At 69.1% G+C, this 18,773-nt stretch carries 10 protein-coding genes; 3 read left to right on the forward strand and 7 right to left on the reverse strand.

The window, feature by feature from the left end; all coding sequences use genetic code 11:
- Window positions 1–2: 2 nt before the first annotated feature.
- The 3 genes from ACSQ86_RS07135 to argH all read right to left on the reverse strand — a co-directional run bounded on the left by ACSQ86_RS07135 (window position 3) and on the right by argH (window position 3,397).
- Window positions 3–974, reverse strand: coding sequence for a UDP-glucuronic acid decarboxylase family protein (locus tag ACSQ86_RS07135; RefSeq protein WP_093106697.1), 972 nt, complete (start codon window positions 972–974; stop codon window positions 3–5).
- 26 nt (window positions 975–1,000) lie between these two features.
- On the reverse strand, window positions 1,001–1,852 hold the full coding sequence (locus ACSQ86_RS07140) for a glycosyltransferase family 2 protein (RefSeq protein ID WP_436308660.1): 852 nt from the start codon (window positions 1,850–1,852) through the stop codon (window positions 1,001–1,003).
- Window positions 1,853–1,999: 147 nt separating this feature from the next.
- Window positions 2,000–3,397 carry an argininosuccinate lyase gene (gene argH / locus ACSQ86_RS07145; protein ID WP_093106691.1) on the reverse strand — a complete coding sequence of 466 codons (1,398 nt, stop codon included), beginning with the start codon at window positions 3,395–3,397 and terminating at the stop codon, window positions 2,000–2,002.
- Between the two features lie 57 nt (window positions 3,398–3,454).
- On the opposite strand from argH, the gene ACSQ86_RS07150 reads away from it, so the two are divergent.
- Genes ACSQ86_RS07150 through ACSQ86_RS07160 form a run of 3 tightly spaced genes read left to right on the forward strand, consistent with a single transcriptional unit; the run spans window position 3,455 to window position 6,460 of the window.
- Complete coding sequence (locus ACSQ86_RS07150; protein WP_244503858.1) at window positions 3,455–4,519, forward strand: sensor histidine kinase; 1,065 nt, start codon at window positions 3,455–3,457, stop codon at window positions 4,517–4,519.
- A gap of 4 nt (window positions 4,520–4,523) precedes the next feature.
- The gene (locus tag ACSQ86_RS07155; protein WP_093106685.1) at window positions 4,524–5,273 is read left to right on the forward strand and encodes a LytR/AlgR family response regulator transcription factor; all 750 of its coding nucleotides are present in this window, start codon (window positions 4,524–4,526) and stop codon (window positions 5,271–5,273) included.
- A complete protein-coding gene (locus tag ACSQ86_RS07160; RefSeq protein ID WP_436308661.1) occupies window positions 5,270–6,460 on the forward strand; it encodes an AI-2E family transporter in 1,191 nt (396 codons plus the stop codon). Before ACSQ86_RS07155 ends, ACSQ86_RS07160 begins: the two co-directional genes overlap by 4 nt.
- Here ACSQ86_RS07160 and ACSQ86_RS07165 read toward each other — a convergent pair.
- The 4 genes from ACSQ86_RS07165 to ppc all read right to left on the reverse strand — a co-directional run bounded on the left by ACSQ86_RS07165 (window position 6,457) and on the right by ppc (window position 18,768).
- Complete coding sequence (locus ACSQ86_RS07165; RefSeq protein ID WP_436308662.1) at window positions 6,457–7,362, reverse strand: LysR family transcriptional regulator; 906 nt, start codon at window positions 7,360–7,362, stop codon at window positions 6,457–6,459. The two genes, ACSQ86_RS07160 and ACSQ86_RS07165, sit on opposite strands and share 4 nt — an antisense overlap.
- A 33-nt stretch (window positions 7,363–7,395) precedes the next feature.
- Window positions 7,396–15,567, reverse strand: coding sequence for a GH36-type glycosyl hydrolase domain-containing protein (locus ACSQ86_RS07170; RefSeq protein WP_436308663.1), 8,172 nt, complete (start codon window positions 15,565–15,567; stop codon window positions 7,396–7,398).
- Complete coding sequence (locus ACSQ86_RS07175) at window positions 15,564–15,782, reverse strand: hypothetical protein (RefSeq protein ID WP_436308664.1); 219 nt, start codon at window positions 15,780–15,782, stop codon at window positions 15,564–15,566. The genes ACSQ86_RS07170 and ACSQ86_RS07175 overlap by 4 nt, the downstream gene beginning before the upstream one ends.
- Window positions 15,783–15,933: 151 nt before the next feature.
- Window positions 15,934–18,768 (reverse strand): phosphoenolpyruvate carboxylase, encoded by a 2,835-nt coding sequence (gene ppc / locus ACSQ86_RS07180; protein ID WP_436308665.1) that lies wholly within the window; start codon window positions 18,766–18,768, stop codon window positions 15,934–15,936.
- Window positions 18,769–18,773: the final 5 nt, after the last annotated feature.

An 18,773-nucleotide genomic window follows, 5' to 3' on the forward strand; every position in this document is an offset into this window, starting at 1 on the left:
GGTCAAGCTGCTGTGGATTCCGAGAGGATCTGGTCGAAGTAGGCGATGGTCTTCTTCAAGCCCTCTTCGAGCTGGGTCTTGGGCTCCCAGCCGCCGAGCTCCTTCTGCGCCAGCGAGATGTCGGGGCGGCGCTGCTTCGGGTCGTCGGCCGGCAGCGGCATGCGCACCAGCTTGCTCTTGGAGCCGGTGAGCTCGATCACCTTGTTGGCCAGCTCCAGCATCGAGAACTCGCCGGGGTTGCCGATGTTGATCGGGCCGGGCACCTCGTCGCCGGTGACCATCATCCTGAGCATCGCCTCGACCAGGTCGTCGACGTAGCAGAAGCTGCGCGTCTGCTGGCCGTCGCCGTAGATCGTGATGTCCTCGCCCTTCAACGCCTGCACGATGAAGTTGGACACCACGCGGCCATCGTTCATGTGCATGCGCGGGCCGTAGGTGTTGAAGATGCGCACGACCTTGATGCGCAGCTTGTGCTGGCGGTGGTAGTCGAAGAACAGGGTTTCGGCGCAGCGCTTGCCTTCGTCGTAGCAGCTGCGGATGCCGATCGGGTTCACGCGGCCCCAGTAGGCCTCGACCTGCGGATGGATCTCGGGATCGCCGTAGACCTCGCTGGTGGAGGCTTGCAGGATCTTGGCCCGCACGCGCTTGGCCAGGCCCAGCATGTTGATCGCGCCGTGCACGCTGGTCTTGGTGGTCTGCACCGGATCGTGCTGGTAGTGGATCGGCGAGGCCGGGCAGGCGAGGTTGAAGATCTCGTCCACTTCCACGTAGAGCGGAAAGGTCACGTCATGCCGCATCAGCTCGAAGCGCGGATGGTCGAGCAGATGCTCGATGTTGCGCTTGGTGCCGGTGAAGAAGTTGTCGACGCACAGGACGTCGTGACCCTGCTCGATGAGCCGGTCGCACAAATGGCTGCCCAGGAAACCGGCGCCGCCGGTGACGAGCATCTTCTTGGAAGCGTTGTATTGGCGCATGCTGCGAAATCACTCCGTAAGAAAAATCAGTTGAGCCGCTGGGGTAGCTGGGTACTGCGCTGCTCGTACATCTTCGCGTCGACCAGCATGCGGAACCACAATGCCTGAAAAAAAGCGAAATAGAAGCCGGTGGTGCCGTCCAGAAAGCCAAGCCGGAAGATGTAGCGGTAGACGAAATAGCTCAGCGAGCGCAGGCCGGTCGGCAGCTTGTAGTAGAGCTCCTTGATGAAGCGCGTGCGTTCCCGGGCGTCGCCCATGAGCCGCGGCTGCAGCACGTTGTCGCCGCCCAAGCGGGGGCCGAGCTTTTCCTTGGCCTCGGCATCGCTCCAGCGGTTGTGGCTCGCGATCCAGTCGCTGAGCCTGGCCGAATTCTTGTCGTGCATGAAGCCGCTGATGCGGCCGGGCGTCGCCGAGCTGATGAAGTGCTGGTCGTAGAGCCGCGACTCGCAGCGCCCGGTGCCCGAGCGGAACAGCCGCAGGTGCCAGGGATTGACGCCCGAGAAGCGCAGCATCTTGCCCATGAAGTAGTCGCGCCGGCGCAGCAGGTAGGCGTCGAAGCGCGGCGTGCCCGAGAGCACGGCCTTGATCTCGTCGACCGCCTGCGCGTCCAGCACCTCATCGGCGTCAAGGTGCAGTTGCCAGCCGTAGGAGGCCTCGACCTGCGAGATCGCCCAGTTGCGCTGGTCGCTGTAGTTGGAAAAAGGCCTCTGCACCACGGTGCAGCCCAGCTCCTCGAGGATCGCGACGGTGTTGTCCGACGAGTGCGAATCGACCACGTAGACGTGTGGGCTCAGCTTCTTCGCCTGCGACACGGTCTCCCGAATGATCGAGGCGGAATTGAAAGTCAGGATGACGACGACGCAGTTGGGTTTTTCCATGGGATTCGGAGACGCTCTCGTGCGATTCGGGGGCCCGCTAGATTGCAGGCGGCCCAGGCGGGATGCAATGCAACTTTAGCACTACATTTTTACAACTGGGCACAAATACCGCACTGCAGCATTCGTGCCTGCTTCCCATGGACGGCTTCAGCCGAGCCGGGCGCGATGCCGGGCGATCTGCTTGCGCACCTGGGCGGGTGCGGTGCCGCCGAGGATGTTGCGCGCATGCAGCGAACCGCGCAGGCTCAGCACGTCGTAGACGTCCTTCTCGATCTGCGGATTAAAGGTCTGCAGCACCGCCAGCGGCAGCTCCGACAGGTCGACCTTGTGCGAGATCGCCGCCTTGACCGCATGGGCCACGGTTTCGTGCGCGTCGCGGAAGGGCAGGCCCTTCTTCACCAGGTAGTCGGCCAGGTCGGTCGCGGTCGCATAGCCGCGCAAGGCCGCGTTCTCCATGGTCTCGGGCTTCACCGTGATGCCGCCCACCATCTCCGCGAAGATGCGCAGCGTGTCCTTGAGCGTGTCGACGGTGTCGAACAGCGGCTCCTTGTCTTCCTGGTTGTCCTTGTTGTAGGCCAGGGGCTGGCCCTTCATGAGCGTGATCAGCCCCATCAGGTGGCCGACCACGCGGCCGGTCTTGCCGCGCGCGAGCTCGGGCACGTCCGGATTCTTCTTCTGCGGCATGATCGAACTGCCGGTGCAGAAGCGGTCGGCGATGTCGATGAAGCCGAAGGCCTGGCTCATCCAGAGCACCAGCTCTTCGCTCAGGCGGCTGATGTGCACCATCGCGAGCGAGGCGGCGGCGGTGAATTCGATCGCGAAGTCGCGGTCGCTCACCGCGTCCAGGCTGTTCTGGCAGACCTCGTCCATGCCGAGCGCGCGGGCCACGGCCTCGCGGTCGAGCGGGTAGCTGGTGCCGGCCAGCGCGGCGGCGCCCAGCGGCAGGCGGTTGACGCGGCGGCGCACGTCGGCCATGCGCTCGGCATCGCGCGCGAACATTTCCACATAGGCCAGCATGTGGTGGCCGAAGCTCACCGGCTGCGCCACCTGCAGGTGGGTGAAGCCGGGCAGGATCACGTCGGCATTTTTCTCCGCGATGGCGACCAGCGATTTCTGCAACGCGGTCAAGAGCTCCGCAATCAGGTCGATCTCGCCGCGCAGCCAGAGCCGCACGTCGGTGGCGACCTGGTCGTTGCGGCTGCGGCCGGTGTGCAGGCGCTTGCCGGCATCGCCCACCAGCTGCGTGAGCCGCGCCTCGATGTTGAGGTGCACGTCCTCGAGGTCGAGCTTCCAGTCGAAGGTGCCGGATTCGATCTCGGCGCGGATCTGCGCCATCCCGTCCTGGATGGCCGCGTGGTCCTCGGCGCCGATGATGCCCTGCTTGGCCAGCATGCCCGCATGCGCCAGCGAGCCCTCGATGTCGGCCTGCCACAGCCGTTTGTCGAAGAAGACGCTGGCGGTGTAGCGCTTCACCAGGTCGCTCATCGGTTCGGAGAACAGGGCGGACCAGGCTTCGGATTTCTTGTCGAGTTGGTTGGAGGTCATGGGGGTGAATCGGGGTGGGAGGCAATAATGGGTTTGCACCCGAATGTTTCAGCTCTGATGCGCAACCCGACGATTTTATCGGCCACCCCTTCGACGCCGGCTCCTGCCCGCGCTCGCGGGCCTGCGCGTGCGAGGGTTGCGCTGTTCGACGCCTGCCAGATCGGGGTGGTGCTGCGCACCGTGATGTTCGTCGAAGCCGTGGTCGCCGTCGCGACCTTGTTCGTCTCGCCGGCGCCCGCCGAGTGGCTGGTGCTGATGGCCACGGTGACCGGCGGCGCCTTGCCGGCCACGCTCTTGTGGCTGCTCGCGGCCTGCTGGCTCAAGAAGCTGCTCGGCCGCCTGCCGCGCGCGGCACAGTACGTCGCCGGCGCCTTGCTGGGTGCGCTCTCTGCGCTCTACGGCTGTGGCCTGCTGCGGCTGACGGGCGTGCTCGGCAGCGCGCCCTGGCTCGCGAGCGCCCTGGCCGGCGCGATGTTCGCCGCGCTGGTGATGGCCGCGCTGGTGTTGCGCGCGCGCGGCCAGACGCCGGCGGCCATGACGGCGCGGCTCGAAGAACTGCAGTCGCGCATCCGGCCGCATTTTCTTTTCAACACCCTCAACAGCGCCATCGCGCTGGTGCGCGAGGAGCCGGCCAAGGCCGAGACCATGCTGGAAGACCTGAGCGAGCTGTTCCGCCAGGCGCTGGCCGATCCGGGCGAGTCGGTCACGCTGGCCGACGAGATCGCGCTGGCCGAACGCTACCTCGCGATCGAGCAGGTGCGCTTCGGCGAGCGGCTGCGCATCCGCTGGGACATCGACCCGGCAGCCAACACCGCGCGCCTGCCGCCGCTCCTGCTGCAGCCGCTGGTCGAGAACGCGGTCAAGCACGGCGTCGAGCCGAGTCCGGCCGGTGCCAAGATCCGCATCCGCACCGAGCGTCGTGGCGGCATGGCGGTGATCGAAGTGGTCAACAGCCTGCCGCCGCTGCGCTGGGCCGACGAACCCCTGCCGCGCGGGCACGGCATCGCGCTGGCCAACGTGCGCGACCGGCTGCGCCTCCTACACGATATGCAGGCGCAGTTCAGCGCCGGGATGGACCAGAAGAGCTACCGTGTGCGCATTGCCATTCCTGCCGAAGCCTGAAGTCATGAGCGCTCTCCGCACCTTGATCGTCGATGATGAAACCCTCGCCCGGTCGCGGCTGCGCACGCTGCTGGCCGACTGCAAGTCGCCGGCGGCGGAGGTTGTGGCAGAGGCCGCGCACGGCGCCGGCGCGCTGGAACAACTGGCGGACACCCGATTCGATCTCGTGCTGCTCGACATCCACATGCCCGGCATCGACGGCCTCGAGCTCGCACGCAGCCTGAGACAGCGCGCCGGTGCGCCGGCGGTGGTGTTCGTCACGGCCCATGCGGCGCATGCGGTCACCGCCTTCGAGCTGGAAGCGGTCGACTACCTGACCAAGCCGGTGCGCGCTGAACGGCTGCAGCAGGCGCTGCAGAAGGCCGAGCGCTACCTGAAGGAGCGGCGCGGCGCGGCCACCGAGGCACCGCAGGAGGTGCTGCTGATCCAGGACCGCGGGCGCACCGAGCGCGTGCCGATGTCCGAGGTGCTCTACCTCAAGTCCGAGTTCAAGTACCTCACGGTGCGCACGCCGACGCGCAGCCACATCTATGACGGCTCGCTGGCCGAATTCGAGGAGCGTTATCCGGCGCGCTTCGTGCGCGTGCACCGCAATGCGCTGGTGGCGCGCGCGGCGATCCGGGCGCTCGAGAAATACGACGACGGCGAGGATGCCGAGGGCTGGGCGCTCCGGCTCGACGGCATTCCGGAGCCGGTGGTGGTGTCGCGGCGCCAGCTGTCGGCGGTGCGCGAGGCGCTCAAGGATCCACGATGAACGACGAAGCCGAGCAGAAGAAGGAAGCCGAACAGAAGAAGGAGGCCGAGCCGCCGGCAGAGCCCCCCGCCCCCGAACCGGAGCGCGTGCTGTTGCACATGCCGGTCGACGTGCGCAGCGCCGCGCTGGTGGTGCTCGCGGTGCTGGCCGGCGTGTTCACGCTGCACTGGGCCAAGGCCGTGTTCGTTCCGCTGATGCTGAGCCTGCTGCTGACCTACGCGCTGGCGCCGCTGGTCGGCTGGCTCGAACGCTGGAAGATCTCGCGCTGGATCGGCGCGGCCCTGATCCTGCTCGGGCTCGGCGGCGGGGTGGGCTGGACCGGCTATTCGCTCTCCGGCAGCGCCTCCGAGTTGCTCGATACGCTGCCGGTGGCCGCCCAGAAGCTGCGCCTGGCCGTGCGCGGCGGCAGAAGCACCGACCCCAGCGCGCTCGACACGGTACAGAGGGCCGCGGCGCAGCTCGAACAGGCCGCCGAGGAGAACTCGGCCAAGGTCGCAGCGCGCAAGGGCGTGGCGCGCGTGGTCATCGAGCGGCCGACCTTCAACGTGCGCGACTACCTCTGGAGCGGCACGGTGGGGCTGATCGCCGCCGTCGGGCAGCTCACGCTGGTCGCCTTCCTGACCTTCTTCGCGCTCGGCTCGGGCGACACCTTCCGCCGCAAGCTGGTGAAGATCACCGGGCCCAGCCTGCAGAAGAAAAGAATCACGGTGAACGTGCTCGACGACATCACGCAGCACATCGAGCGCTACCTGCTGGTGCAGATCTTCACCAGCGCCGTGGTCGGCGTCGCCACCGGCCTCGCGTTCTGGGCCCTCGGCGTCGACAACGCTGCGGTGTGGGGCATCGTGGCGGGGGTGACCAATCTCATCCCCTATCTCGGCTCGGTCATCGTGATGGCGGCGGCGGGCCTGGTGGCCTTTCTCCAGTTCAACAGCATCCAGATGTCACTCGTGGTCGGCGGCGTCTCGCTCCTGATCCACACGCTGGTGGGCAACCTGCTGGTGCCCTGGCTCACCAGCCGCACCAGCCGCATGAACCCGGTGGCTGTGTTCGTCGGCGTGATCTTCTGGGGCTGGCTCTGGGGCATCTGGGGCCTCTTGCTCGGCATCCCGATCATGATGGTCGTGAAGGCCATCTGCGACCGGGTGGAAGACCTGCAGCCGATTGGCGAGCTGCTCGGGGATTAGGCGCGGCCGGGCGCGCTTTTTGCGCCGATGCGCGTCTGCAGGAAGTCCAGCAGCGCGCGCAGCGCCGCGCTGTTGTGGCGCCGCTGCAGGTAGGCGGCCGAGAGCCACATGTCGTTGCGCACGAAGTCCTGCAGCGCCGGCACCAGTTCGCCGTGGTCGATGTGCGGCTGCACCAGCAGGGCAGGCAGGTAGAGCACGCCGAAACCCAGCAGCGCGACCTGGATCAGCGGCCCGCCCTCGGTCGAATCCATGCGGCTCTTGACCGGCACGTCCAGCGGCCGGCCGTCGACCTCGAAGCGCCACCGCGGATGCGGGCCGAGCTTCGAGTGGGTCAGCGCCTCGTGCTGCGACAGATCGGCCGGCCGGGTTGGCATGCCGTGGTTCTTCCAGTAGCGCGGCGAGGCGCACACCACCAGCTTCACGGGCGTGAGCTTGCGCACGATGAGGTTGTCGTCCGCGATCGGTCCGAAGCGCAGCGCCAGGTCGATCGCCTCCTCGGCCATGTCGACCGTGCGATTGCTCAGGTGCAGGCTGAGGCTCACCTCGGGGTAGTAGCCCATGAACTGGGCCAGCAGCTTGGGCAGGTCGCCCTGTCCCATGCCGTGCGGCGCCGAGATGCGCAAGCGGCCCGTGGGCCGGCTCGCATGCTCCTGCAGCTCGGCCTGCGTGAGCTCCACCATCTCCATCACCGGCTTGCTGCGCTCGAGCAGCAGCGCACCGGCATCGGTCAGGCTCACCGAGCGGGTCGAACGGTTGAGCAGGCGCACGCCGAAGCGGGTTTCGAGTTCGGCCACGTATTTGCTGACCGTCGCCTTGGACATGTCGAGCTTGCTGGCGGCTCGGGAGAAGCTGCCGTGGGCGGCGACTTCGCGAAAGGTCTTGATGAGATCGAGGCTGTCCATGTCAGGCGCCAATTGTGCTGCGCCTTGGTTTTTTCAGCCGACGCGCAGCACGGCCTTGTCGGGCAGCGTGCGCCAGATGGTCCATTCGCCTCGGGCGATGTGGTGCGTGGGCACCGCCGCCGTGGTGGCGTCGCCGTACTGCACGATCAGTTCCCGGCCCTTGAGCCGCAGCGTGATCTCGAAGCCCGGCCAGTGCGCCGGCACGCGCGGCGTGAGCGAGAGCCGGTCGCCGTGCACCGCCAGGCCCAGCAGGGTTTCGACGGCGGCGCGGTGCAGCCATGCGGCCGAGCCGGTGTACCAGCTCCAGCCGCCGCGGCCGACGTAGGGCGCGGCGCCGTAGATGTCGCCGGCCATCACGTAGGGCTCGAGCTCGTAGGCGGGGCCGCGCTCGGGATGGCGCGCGCGGTGCGCCGGGCTCAGGCCCTCGAAACTGTGCCATGCGGCTTCGGTGTCGCCGGTGAGCGCCTGTGCCATCAGCGCCCACACCGCGGCATGCGAATACTGGCCGCCGTTCTCGCGCACGCCCGGTGGGTAGGCCTGGATGTAGCCCGGGTTGTTGGGCGAATGCGCCAGCGGCGGATGCAGCAGCTGCAGCAGGCCGGCGGGCTCGTCGTGCAGATGGGCCTTCATCGATGCGAGGGCCTGCGTGGCGTGGTTCGTGTCCGAGGCGCCCGAGAGCACCGACCAGGCCTGCGCGATCAGGTCGATGCGGCACTCCTCGTTAAGCGCCGAGCCGAGCGGCGCGCCGTTGTCGAAGAAGGCGCGCCGAAACCAGGCGCCGTCCCAGCCGGCGCCGTGCAGGGCGGCGATCCAGCCTTTGCGCGCGGCCTGCCAACGCTCCCCGCGTGCCTTCTCGCCGCGCGCCTCGGCAAAAGGCGCGTAGCGCTCGACCACGCTGCACAGGAACCAGGCGAGCCAGACCGATTCGCCGCGGCCTTCGTGGCCGACGCGGTTCATGCCGTCGTTCCAGTCGCCGGTGCCCATCAGCGGCAGGCCGTGGACGCCGGTCGCGAGGCTGCGGTCGATCGCGCGCGCGCCGTGTTCGTAGACGGTGGCCGTGTGGCTGCTGGTCTGCGGTGCGTAGTAGGCGTCCTCGGCGCCGTCGGGGATTCCGGGGCCGTCGATGAAAGGCACGACTTCGTCGAGCACCGAGCGGTCGGCCGTGACTTCGACGTAATGCGAGGCGGCATAAGGCAGCCACAGCAGGTCGTCGGAGAAATGCGTGCGCACGCCGGCGCCGCCGGGCATGTGCCACCAGTGCTGCACGTCGCCCTCGGGAAACTGGCGCGCCGCGTTGACCAGGATCTGCTCCCGCAGGCGCGCCGGATCGGTCAGCGCGAAAGCCATCGCGTCCTGCAGCTGGTCGCGGAAGCCGAAGGCGCCGCCGGCCTGGTAGAAGCCGGCCTTCGACCAGAGTCGGCACACCAGCGTCTGGTAGATGAGCCAGCGGTTGACCAGCGCATCGAACAGCGGATCGGGCGTGCGCACCTGCAGGCGGCCGAGCAGCTCGTCCCAGAAGCCGCGTGCCGCGGCCAGCGCCTCGGGCACGTCGCGCTGTTGCCAGCGGCGCGCCATCTGCATCGCAGCCTCGGGGTTGTCGGCCTGGCCCAGCATGAAGGTGAAGCTCGCACTCGCGCCGGCGGCGAGCGGGAAGTCGCCGGCCACCGCGGCGCAGGCATCGAGGCCGCTGCCGGCACGCTGGGCCAGCGTGTCGGGCACTTCGACCGCACCGTGCCCGGCGAAGAATTCGCTGCGCTCGCAGGTCCACTGGGTCGCGCCGTTCAAGCCGGCGAGCGCCACGAAGCCGGTGCTGCCGCCGAAGCCGCTGCTCGACTCGCGCTGCTGGCCGAACACCGCGGGCAGGTCCTCGGGCTTCCAGGTGTGGACGGTGCGGCGCTCGCCGCGCGCCGCGCCTTGCTGCCACTCGACCATCGCAAGCGCGCGCAGGCGGCGCGGGCGGGTGCCCTCGTTGCGCACCTTGACGAGCACCAGCTTCATGCGTTCGTCGCGGTCGGCGAAGAAGGTGGTCTCCAGCGCGACGTTGCGGTGCAGGCATTCGAACACCGTGTAGCCCTGGCCGTGGCGCACGCGGTGCCTGGCGGCAGCGCCGCCGCGGCTGGCCGGCGTGAGCGGCAACAGCTCGCGCGAATCGAGGTCCTGCAGCAGGTAGTGCTCGAAGGCCGGGTCCTGCACCGGGTCGTTCGACCAGGGCGTGAGCTGGTGCAGGCGGCTGTTGACAGCCCAGGTGTAGCCGGTGCCCGATTCGGAAATCTGGAAGCCGAAGGAGGGGTTGGCGATCACGTTGATCCAGGGCCGCGCCGTGCGCCGGTTGGGATCGACCTCGAAACGGAACTCGCCGCTTTCGGCATCGAAGCCGCCCCGCGGCGCCGTCACCGCATCGGCGAGCTCGGCCGCGGGCGGCAGCAGCGAGAGCTGGACGCGCGGGCCGAGATCTTCCGCCGCCGGGCCGGCCGAGGTCGCTTCGCGCAGCGCCGCCACCTGCATCTCGAGCGAGCGGCCGTCGGCGGTGAAGACCGCGCGCGCCAGGCTCGACAGCGCCGCTTTTTCCGAGGGCGCCACTTCGTGGTCGCGCAGCAGGTAGAAGCCGGCCGCGTCGTTGCGCGGAAAGCTGTTCTGCGTCTGCTGCGCGACGCGGCTGCGCAGCACCTCGATCTCCCGCTGCAGCGGCATCAGGTAGGAATTGGGCTCGCCGTTGAGCACCACCAGGTCGCAGGCCACGCCGCCGAAGCCCCACCAGGGCTGGGCGCGCAGCAGCGTGTCGACCAAGCCCTTGCCGGCGATCGAGTGGATGTAGACCAGCACGATCGGCTTGTCGCCCGAGATGCCGAAGCGCCAGATCTGGCGCAGGTCGATGAGGCCGCGGTCGCGCATCGGGCGCGGCGTGGTGTAGGTCAGGATGGTCGTGAGGTCCTGCAGCGCCTGGTTCTTCGCCGGGTCGATGCTGAGGTCGCGCAGGCGCACCTGCGCCAGCGTGGCGGCCATGCGCGTCGCGCGCTCGACGTGCATCGGCTGCAGGTAGCGGTCGATGCTGGGCATCAGGGCTTCCACGTCCTCGTCGGCCGCGGTGGCGAAGGTTACGCGTGCCGTACCGCCCGGCGGGATCTCGAGGCGCACGCGCAGGCAGGCGATGGGATCCAGCCCGCTGACCGGCGTACCGTCGGGCGCTGCCGATTGCGGATCGAGGGTCGGCGTCGCGAGCGTGCGGTTGCGCCCGATGAAGGCGCGCCGGTCGGTCATGCAGTCGACCGACAGCACCTGCGCATCGACCGAGGCCACGAAGTGCGCAGCGGCCACCACCGGGTCGCCGTGCAGGCGCGGCTTGCGCGTCAGCAGCAGCGCGCGCCAGCCGGGCTCCCAGCGGCTCTCGACGAAGAGGTTGGCGAAGGACGGGTGCGCCTCGTCGGCCTTGGGGTCGGAGAGCACCGGTTCGAAGTACGAGACGAGCTCCAGCGTGCGCGTCTCGCTGCCGGTGTTGTGCAGCGCGACCGTGCGCAGCTCCGTGTCGTCTTCGGGGCTGATCAGCACCGTGGTGCGCGCCTGCAGGCCGGGCCCGCTGGCATCGAACTGCACCTGGTCGGCCAGGAAGCGCGCGCGGTAGCGCCACTCTTCGCCGGGCGCGGGCAGGGCGGTCAGCGAGGTGAGCGTCGGGCTGCCGATGTCCCGCACATAGAAGAACGTGCCGTAGCCGTCGCGCAGCGGATCGTCGCGCCAGCGGCTCACGTTGAACGAACGCCAGCGGCTCACGCCCGCGCCGTTGGCGCGCAGCGCCACGGTGTAGTGGCCGTTCGACAGCAGGTGGGTGGGCTGGAAGCCGGGCTCGTGAGGATCGACCACGCGCGGCTGGAAGATCGGCGGCGCCTCGCCGGTGCTCGGCTCGGGCGGCATGCGCGGATCGGCGCTGCCGATGATCTGCCGCGGCGTGCGCTCGTGCAGCAGCGACTCGTGCGCCCGCACCAGCGGCGCGCTGCCGAACCAGCGGCGCGGCGCGCCGTCGCACACGACGTTGCACAGTGCCACCAGCGCCATGCCGTGGTGGTGGGCCATGACGTTGTGCACCACGGTGAAAGGCTGGCCCGCGGGCTGGCGTGAGGCGGTGAAGTCGATCGCGTCGAAGAAGCCGAACTCGCCGCGCCCACCGAGCGATTCGAGCAGCCGCAGGTTGACCACCGCATCGGCCGGCGCGAGCACGGCGGCCATCATGGTGGCGTAGGGCGCGACCACGCGGTCGGTGGGCGGCGTGCGGCGCAGCGCCAGCCGCGGCACGCCGAAGGGCGAGTACTGGAAGGCGAGCGAATGGTCCTGCGCGAAGTAGGCCGACTCCGAGACGCCCCATGGCAGGTTCTGCATGTTGCCGAAGGCCTGCTGCTCGCTGACCGCCGCGAGGTTGGCCACCTGCAGCAGGCCGCCCACCGGCTCTGCCATCACCAGCGTGGGCATCAGGTACTCGAACATCGAGCCCGACCAGGACTTGAGCCCGGGCCGTACGCCGACCGAGAGAAAAGGCCGCCCGAGCGCCATCCAGTGGCGCCGCGGCACGTCGCCCTTGGCGATGGCGAGGAAGCTCAGCAGCCGCGCTTCGGAGGCGAGCAGGTCGTAGTAGCTCGCATCGAGCTCGTTCTCCTCGACCCTGAGGCCGATGTGGAACAGGTGGCGCTTGGCGTCGTAGAGCCCGCGGAAATCCATGCCCGCGCACAAGGCCTCGCAGCGCAGGGCGAGGGCTTCGAGTTGCGCGCCGGCGCCGCTGCCGTCGGCCGCGAAGCTGCGGCAGGCCTGGGCCACGGCCAGCAGGTGGCCTGCAAGGTTGCCGCTGTCGACGCTGGACACGTAGGACGGCAGCAGCAGCTCGAGCGAGCGCGTGTCGTACCAGTTGTAGAGATGGCCCTGGTGCTTGTCCATGCGGTCGATGGTGTCGAAGGTCGCCTGCAGCCGGGCGACGAGCGCCGTGGTGTCGAGCCAGCCGAACTCGCGTGCGCAGCAGCTGGCCAGCAGGTACATGCCGATGTTGGTCGGCGAGGTGCGGTGCGCGATGGTGGGCTCGGGTTCGAACTGCAGGTTGTCGGGCGGCAGGTGGTTGTCCTCGGGCCCGACCACCTGCTCGAAGAAGCGCCAGGTGTCGCGCGCCAGCGTTTCGAGGTAGTTGCGGTGCTCGGCGGCCAGCGTGTCTTCGTTGCCCGCCGGTACGCGGCTGCCCCACCAGGCCGCGACCGGGGCCAGCGCCCACAGCCCGAACAGCAGCATGCCCAGCCACGGATGCGGGCTCCAGAACGCGGCCGCGGCGAGTGCGATGCAGACCAGGCTCGCGATCGCCCCGTTGCGCAGAAAGGGCGCCAGCTGGTAGCTGGCCTGCGCCTGCGCCTGGGCCGCAGTGGTCCATTCGAGCAGGCGCCGGCGGCTCACCGCCAGGCGCCATGCGGCGCGCACCATGGCATCGAGCAAGAGGCGGCTCTGCGCGGCCAGCTGGACGAACTGCCAGGCCGCGCCGGCTATGGCGCGCAGCAGCTCGGTGGAACCGACGTCGAAGAAGTGGCGCAGCTCGATCGAGCGCCGCGTCGGCACCAGGCCCGCCAGTGCGCCGAGCATGGGGCCGAGCATCAGCGCCGCCGCGACGGCCGCGAGCGCCCAGGGCAGCGGGAACGCATCGGTGAAGACGACCCACGCGAGCAGCGCGGTCGATGCCGGCACCACCAGCGCACGGCGCAGGTTGTCGCTCATCTTCCAGAGGCCCAGCGCATCGATGCCGAAGCGCGGCGCGCGCAGCATCAGAGGCAGCAGTTGCCAGTCGCCGCGCGCCCAGCGGTGCACGCGCGAGGCCGCCACACCGGTGTGATGCGGATGGTCTTCGATCAGCACCAGGTCGCTCACCACGCCGCAGCGCGCCACCGCGCCTTCGAGCAGGTCGTGGCTCAGTACCGCGCCGTCCGGCAGGCGCCGGTCCAGCGTCGCATGGACGGCGCGCACGTTGAGCAGACCCTTGCCGGTGAAGGAGCCGCTGCCGAACACGTCCTGGTAGAGGTCGGAGGCGCTGCTGCTGTACGGGTCGAGCCCGCACTGGCCGGCGAACAGCCAGTGGAAGAAGGAACGTTCGTTGCGCTCCGGGAAGGGCGTGACGATGCGCGGCTGGAAGATGCCGAAGCCCCTCACCACACGGCGGCTGGCCAGGTCTAGCTGCGGCGCATTGAGCGGATGGGCTGCCACCGCGACCAGCTCGCGCAGCGCGCCGGGCGGCAGGCCGGTGTCGCTGTCGAGCGTCAGCACGTAGGGGATGCGCTCGGCCAGCTGCAGGCCGGGCGCCAGCGGCAGGAAGCCGCTGTCCTCGCCCGCGGCCAGGAGGCGCAGCAGCATCTCGAGCTTGCCGCGCTTGCGCTCCCAGCCCATCCAGCGCTGCTCGGTCTCGCACCAGCTGCGCGGGCGGTGCAGCAGCAGGAAGCGCGGCACCGTCCCTGGCGGCGCGGGATAGCGGTCGTTGAGCGCGGCAATGCGCCGCAGCGCGTCGTCGAGCAGGGTGGCATCACCGGGCAGCGAGGGTTCGACGGCATCGGCCCAGTCCGTCAGCAGCGCGAACTGCGCCTGCGCTTCGCGGTTGGCGAGCCAATGCAATTCGAGCCGGTGCGCGAGCTGGACATTGGCCGCTTCCGAACTCAGCAGCGCCGGAATGGCAACCAGCACCCGGTGCACCTCGGGAATGCCGTGCGCGAAATCGAGCCGGGGCAGCGGCTGGACGCGGGTCGATTCGGCCATGATGCGGTGCACCAGCGCGATGACCGCTTCGGACAGGGGCCAGGCGAGCAGCACGAGCGCGACCAGCGCCTGCCAGGGCGCATCGGGCCAGCCGCTGCGGTTCAGGCCCTGGACCGCCGCCGCCAGCAGCAGCGCCGTGCCGGCCAGCACGGCCAGCACGTAGAGCGTCGGGCGCCAGGCGCGCAGCGCGCTCAGGCGCGGCGCGATGCGCGCTGCGCCGGTGCCGTCCGCCGGCACCAGCGCGATGCTCAGCGCCGGAAGCCCCTGTCCGAAGAGGTAGTAGCCGGCGGTGCATTCGGCCTGCGACCAGCGGGTCTCGGCATCCCCATCCTCGGGCGGATCACAGGCCGCGTCGAAGGCCAGGCGCACCACGGCCTGCGCGACCTCGCGCTCAGGCCGGCGGCTGGTGCGTGCCACCTGCTCCATCGCATGGGTGATCTGCTGGCGCGTGAGCTCGCTTTCGCGCGTGAAGCTGGGCAGCTCGCGCAGCACGCGCAGCGAACGGCTCACGGGCTCGATCAGGTCGGCCCACTCGACCTGGCCGATCACGCGCAGCGTGGTGATGATGTTGCCGACCGTGAGGTTGGCGGCGGCCTGCATCGTCTGCGCCTCGCTGACCAATGCCGGGCCGTTCGGGCAATGCTGCTCGGTCCACTTCAGGAGCGCGGGCGCATCCTCGCCATGCTCGACCGGCAACTGCAGCCACAGCTGGGTGAGAAAGCGTTCCTGCATGCCGCGGCTTTGCAGCGCGCGGTAGAGCACGTCCAGGTCCTGCGCGGAGAGCCTGTCGGCGGCGTCCCAGGCCGCATGCGCGATCTCGCGCGCCACCTTGCTTTCGGCAATGCCCTCGGCCACGCGCCGCAGGTTCTCGAGCAGCACCACGCGCAGCGTGGTCGGCAGCGCCCACAGTTCGCCGAGCGTGAGCTCGTCGATGTCCTGGTAGGCATTGAGGAAGGCGGTGAACAGCTCCTGGTTCAACACGCTGTCGGTATGCGCCACGTAGGCCCAGGCGATGCCGTAGACGCGCGGCAAGCCCGCGAGCGGCGGCGCCGCGAGCTTGGGCAGGCGCGCGTAGTAGCTGCGCGGCACGCCCTCGCGAATCTGCTGCAGCTGCGCCTCGACCAGGTGGAAGTTGTCGAGCAGCCATTCGGCCGCCGGCGTAACGTAGCGCCCGCTCTGCGAGATCAGCGCGATGTAGTCGAAGGCGCTGCGCAGCGACTCGAGGTTGCGGTCGACGCGCGGGAAAAAAGGCGTGGCGTCACCGCGGGAGTCCTCGCTGCGCACGACCTGCGCCCGGGCCAGGCTGTGGCCGTGCTGCTCGAAGCGCTGCGCGCCGAAGAGCTCGGCGCGGATCGGCGGCTCGACAGCTTCGTGAGGTCCGAGGAGAAGATTGCGCGCGTACTGGCTGAGGGAGTCGAGCCGGTCGACGACCACCGCGGCGCTCAAGCTACAGCGTACAGCCCGATGACGAGAACCACGGCCAGGCAGGCCATCGTCACGATGCGGCCTGCCACGGCCGAGCGTGCCCGCTGCAATTCGCTCTTCACCGTGAACCATCGCCCCTGTGCGCGCGCGCAATGTCGCATGTGCGATGCCAGCGCGTCGAAGTCGCCGCTCACAAAGTCGACCTTGGCATGGGTGAGGGAGTGCGGGGAAGACATGGCGAAGATTCCTGTGAACGAGCCTTGAGCTGCCGCGCGATTGCGATAACTTTGAACGTAGGGGACAGGGTACTCTTCCTTCAATGCCCCTAATATCTGCTTCGCCGGATGTTCACGTAGGAAGCGGCGTACACGGCGTTCTCGCCGGCTTCTAGCCGGTGTTTCGCAGGCCCGCCGCCACCCCGTTGATCGACATGTGGATGCCGCGCTGCAGGCGCTCATCGTCCTGTCCCGCGCGCCAGCGGCGCATCAGCTCGACCTGCAGATGGTGCAGCGGATCGATGTAGGGGAAGCGGTGGCGAATCGAACGCTGCATGTCGACGTTGCCTTCGAGCCGCTGCTTCGCGCCGGTGATCAGCGTCAAGGCATCGGAGGTGCGGTGCCATTCGGCATCGATCATCGAGAACACCTTCTGGCGCAGCTTGCGGTCGGCCACCAGTTCCGAATAACGCGAGGCCAGGGCCAGGTCGCTCTTGGCGAGCACCATGTCCATGTTCGACAGCAGCGTGCTGAAGAAGGGCCACTGCGCGACCATGCGCTGCAGGAGCGCCTGCCGCTCCTTGCGCGCCGCGGCGCTGCCCGCGGCCGCGAGGAACTGCTCGATCGCCGAACCGAAGCCGTACCAGCCCGGCAGCGTGAGCCGGCACTGGCCCCAGCTGAAGCTCCAGGGCACGGCGCGCAGGTCTTCGATTTTTCGGCTGGGGTTGCGCGAAGCGGGGCGCGAGCCGATGTTGAGCTCGGAGATCTCGCGGATCGGCGTGGCGCTGAAGAAGTAGTCGCCGAAGCCGGGTGTCTCGTAGACCAGTTCGCGATACGCCGCCATGCTGGCCGCCGAGAGCTCGCCGGCAGCCGCCAGAAAGCTTGCGGGCGCGGCCTTGGCGGAGGGCAGCAGGGTGGCTTCCAGCGTGGCGGCGACCAGGGTTTCGAGGTTGCGCCGGCCGATCTCGCGGTTGGCGTACTTGGAGCCGATCACCTCGCCCTGTTCGGTCAGGCGGATCTGGCCGCGCACCGTGCCGGGCGGCTGCGCGAGGATGGCCTGGTAGCTCGGTCCGCCGCCGCGTCCCACAGTGCCGCCGCGGCCGTGGAACATGCGCAGGCGGATGGAGGTCTTCGATTTCTTGTTGAGCTCGTCGAACAACGCCACAAGCGCGGTGCCCGCGCGATAAAGCTCCCAGTTGCTGGTGAAGATGCCGCCGTCCTTGTTGCTGTCGCTGTAGCCGAGCATCACGTCCTGCTCGGCGCCCGAGCGCTGCACCAGTGCCTGGATGCCGGGCAGGGCGTAGAAGGCGCGCACGATCGGCGCCGCGTTGCGCAGGTCTTCGATGGTTTCGAACAAGGGCACCACGATCAGGTCGCAGGTGGCGTTCTCTTCCAGCGTGCCGCGCAGCAGGCCCACTTCCTTCTGCAGCAGCAGCGCCTCCAGCAGGTCGCTGACGGTCTCGGTGTGGCTGATGATGTAGTGGCGGATGGCGGCCGCGCCGTAGCGCGCGCGGGCCTTGCGGGCGGCGGCGAAGATTGCGATCTCACTTTGCGCCAGCGGCGAGTACTCGGCATCGGGCACGCGCAGCGGGCGGGCATCGTCGAGCAGGCGCAGCAGCAGCGTCTGCTTGGCCTCCTCGGCCAGCGCGGCGTAGTCGGGCTCGATGCGCGCGGTGGCGAGCAGTTCGGCCACCACGGCCTCGTGCTTGTCGGAGCTCTGCCGGAGGTCGACCGTCGCGAGATGGAAACCGAACACCTCGACCGCGCGGATCAGCGGGCGCAGGCGCTGCGCGACCAGCACTGAGCCGTGCTTGTCGGTGAGCGAGTCTTCGATGGTGCGCAGGTCGGCCAGGAATTCTTCGGCCTGCGTGTAGGGGTTCTGCGGCGCGACCGCATGGCGCGCGGCCTCGCCGCCGGTGAGCTCGCGCAGCGTGGCCGCCAGCCGCGAATAGACGCCGGTCAGCGCGCGGCGGTAGGGCTCGTCGACGCGGTGCTCGCTCTTGTCGGGCGAGCGCTCGGCCAGCGCCTGCATCTCGACCGACACATCGACCAGCGTGGCCGACAGCGACAGCTCGCCGCCGAGGAAGTGCACCTCGGTCAGGTAGTGGCGCAGCGCCAGTTCGGCCTGGCGGCGCAGCGCGTACTCGAGGGTTTCGGCCGTGACGTTGGGATTGCCGTCGCGGTCGCCGCCGATCCACTGGCCCATGCGCAGAAAGGGCGCGATGGCGCCCTGGCCCAGCGCCGCTTCGAGCTCGGCATAGACGCGTGGGATCTCGCGCAGAAAGGTGGCTTCGTAGTAGCTCAGCGCGTTCTCGATCTCGTCGGCCACGGTGAGCTTGGAGAAGCGCAGCAGCCGCGTCTGCCAGAGCTGGGTGACGCGCGTGCGCATCTGGCTTTCGTTCTCGGCGTACTCGCGCGGCGTCAGCGTGTCCTTCTTTCCCGCGAAGGCATGCTGGTGCAGCTTGATCTCGTCGCGTGCCGTGAGCAGCTGCGCGATGGCGCGCTCGGCGTCGAGGATGCTCTTGCGCTGCACCTCGGTCGGATGGGCGGTGAGCACCGGCGACACGTAGCTGTGGGCGAGCGACTCGACCACGGCCTTCGGCGCGATGCCCGCCTTGCGGATGCGTGCCAGCGCGACCTCGAGGCTGCCCTCGGCGTTCTCGCCGGCGCGCTCGGCCTCGGTGCGGCGCCGGATCTGGTGGCGGTCCTCGGCCAGGTTCGCCAAGTGGCTGAAGTAGGTGAAGGCGCGGATCACGCGCACCGTCTCGGCCGCGCTCAGGCCCTTGAGCAGGTTCTTGAGCGCCCGGTCGGCCGCATGGTCGGCATCGCGGCGGAAGGACACCGAGAGCGTGCGGATCTTCTCGACCAGCGCGTAGCTGTCTTCGCCCTCCTGCTCGCGGATCACGTCGCCGAGGATGCGGCCGAGCAGGCGGATGTCGTCGATCAGCGGCTGTTCGTCGCTGTTGCGGCGCCTGGGTGCGGAAGCGGTGGTGGGGGCTGTTTTCATTCGAA

The organism is Variovorax sp. LjRoot130, from assembly GCF_964253755.1.
Classification (GTDB): Bacteria; Pseudomonadota; Gammaproteobacteria; order Burkholderiales; family Burkholderiaceae_C; genus Variovorax.

What these genes read in the sequence shown, in the direction of transcription:
- ACSQ86_RS07135 (WP_093106697.1), bottom strand. Translation starts at nt 974, where the DNA reads ATGCGCCAATACAACGCTTCCAAGAAGATGCTCGTCACCGGCGGCGCC.
- ACSQ86_RS07140 (WP_436308660.1), bottom strand. Translation starts at nt 1,852, where the DNA reads ATGGAAAAACCCAACTGCGTCGTCGTCATCCTGACTTTCAATTCCGCC.
- argH (WP_093106691.1), bottom strand. Translation starts at nt 3,397, where the DNA reads ATGACCTCCAACCAACTCGACAAGAAATCCGAAGCCTGGTCCGCCCTG.
- ACSQ86_RS07150 (WP_244503858.1), top strand. Translation starts at nt 3,455, where the DNA reads ATGCGCAACCCGACGATTTTATCGGCCACCCCTTCGACGCCGGCTCCT.
- ACSQ86_RS07155 (WP_093106685.1), top strand. Translation starts at nt 4,524, where the DNA reads ATGAGCGCTCTCCGCACCTTGATCGTCGATGATGAAACCCTCGCCCGG.
- ACSQ86_RS07160 (WP_436308661.1), top strand. Translation starts at nt 5,270, where the DNA reads ATGAACGACGAAGCCGAGCAGAAGAAGGAAGCCGAACAGAAGAAGGAG.
- ACSQ86_RS07165 (WP_436308662.1), bottom strand. Translation starts at nt 7,362, where the DNA reads ATGGACAGCCTCGATCTCATCAAGACCTTTCGCGAAGTCGCCGCCCAC.
- ACSQ86_RS07175 (WP_436308664.1), bottom strand. Translation starts at nt 15,782, where the DNA reads ATGTCTTCCCCGCACTCCCTCACCCATGCCAAGGTCGACTTTGTGAGC.
- ppc (WP_436308665.1), bottom strand. Translation starts at nt 18,768, where the DNA reads ATGAAAACAGCCCCCACCACCGCTTCCGCACCCAGGCGCCGCAACAGC.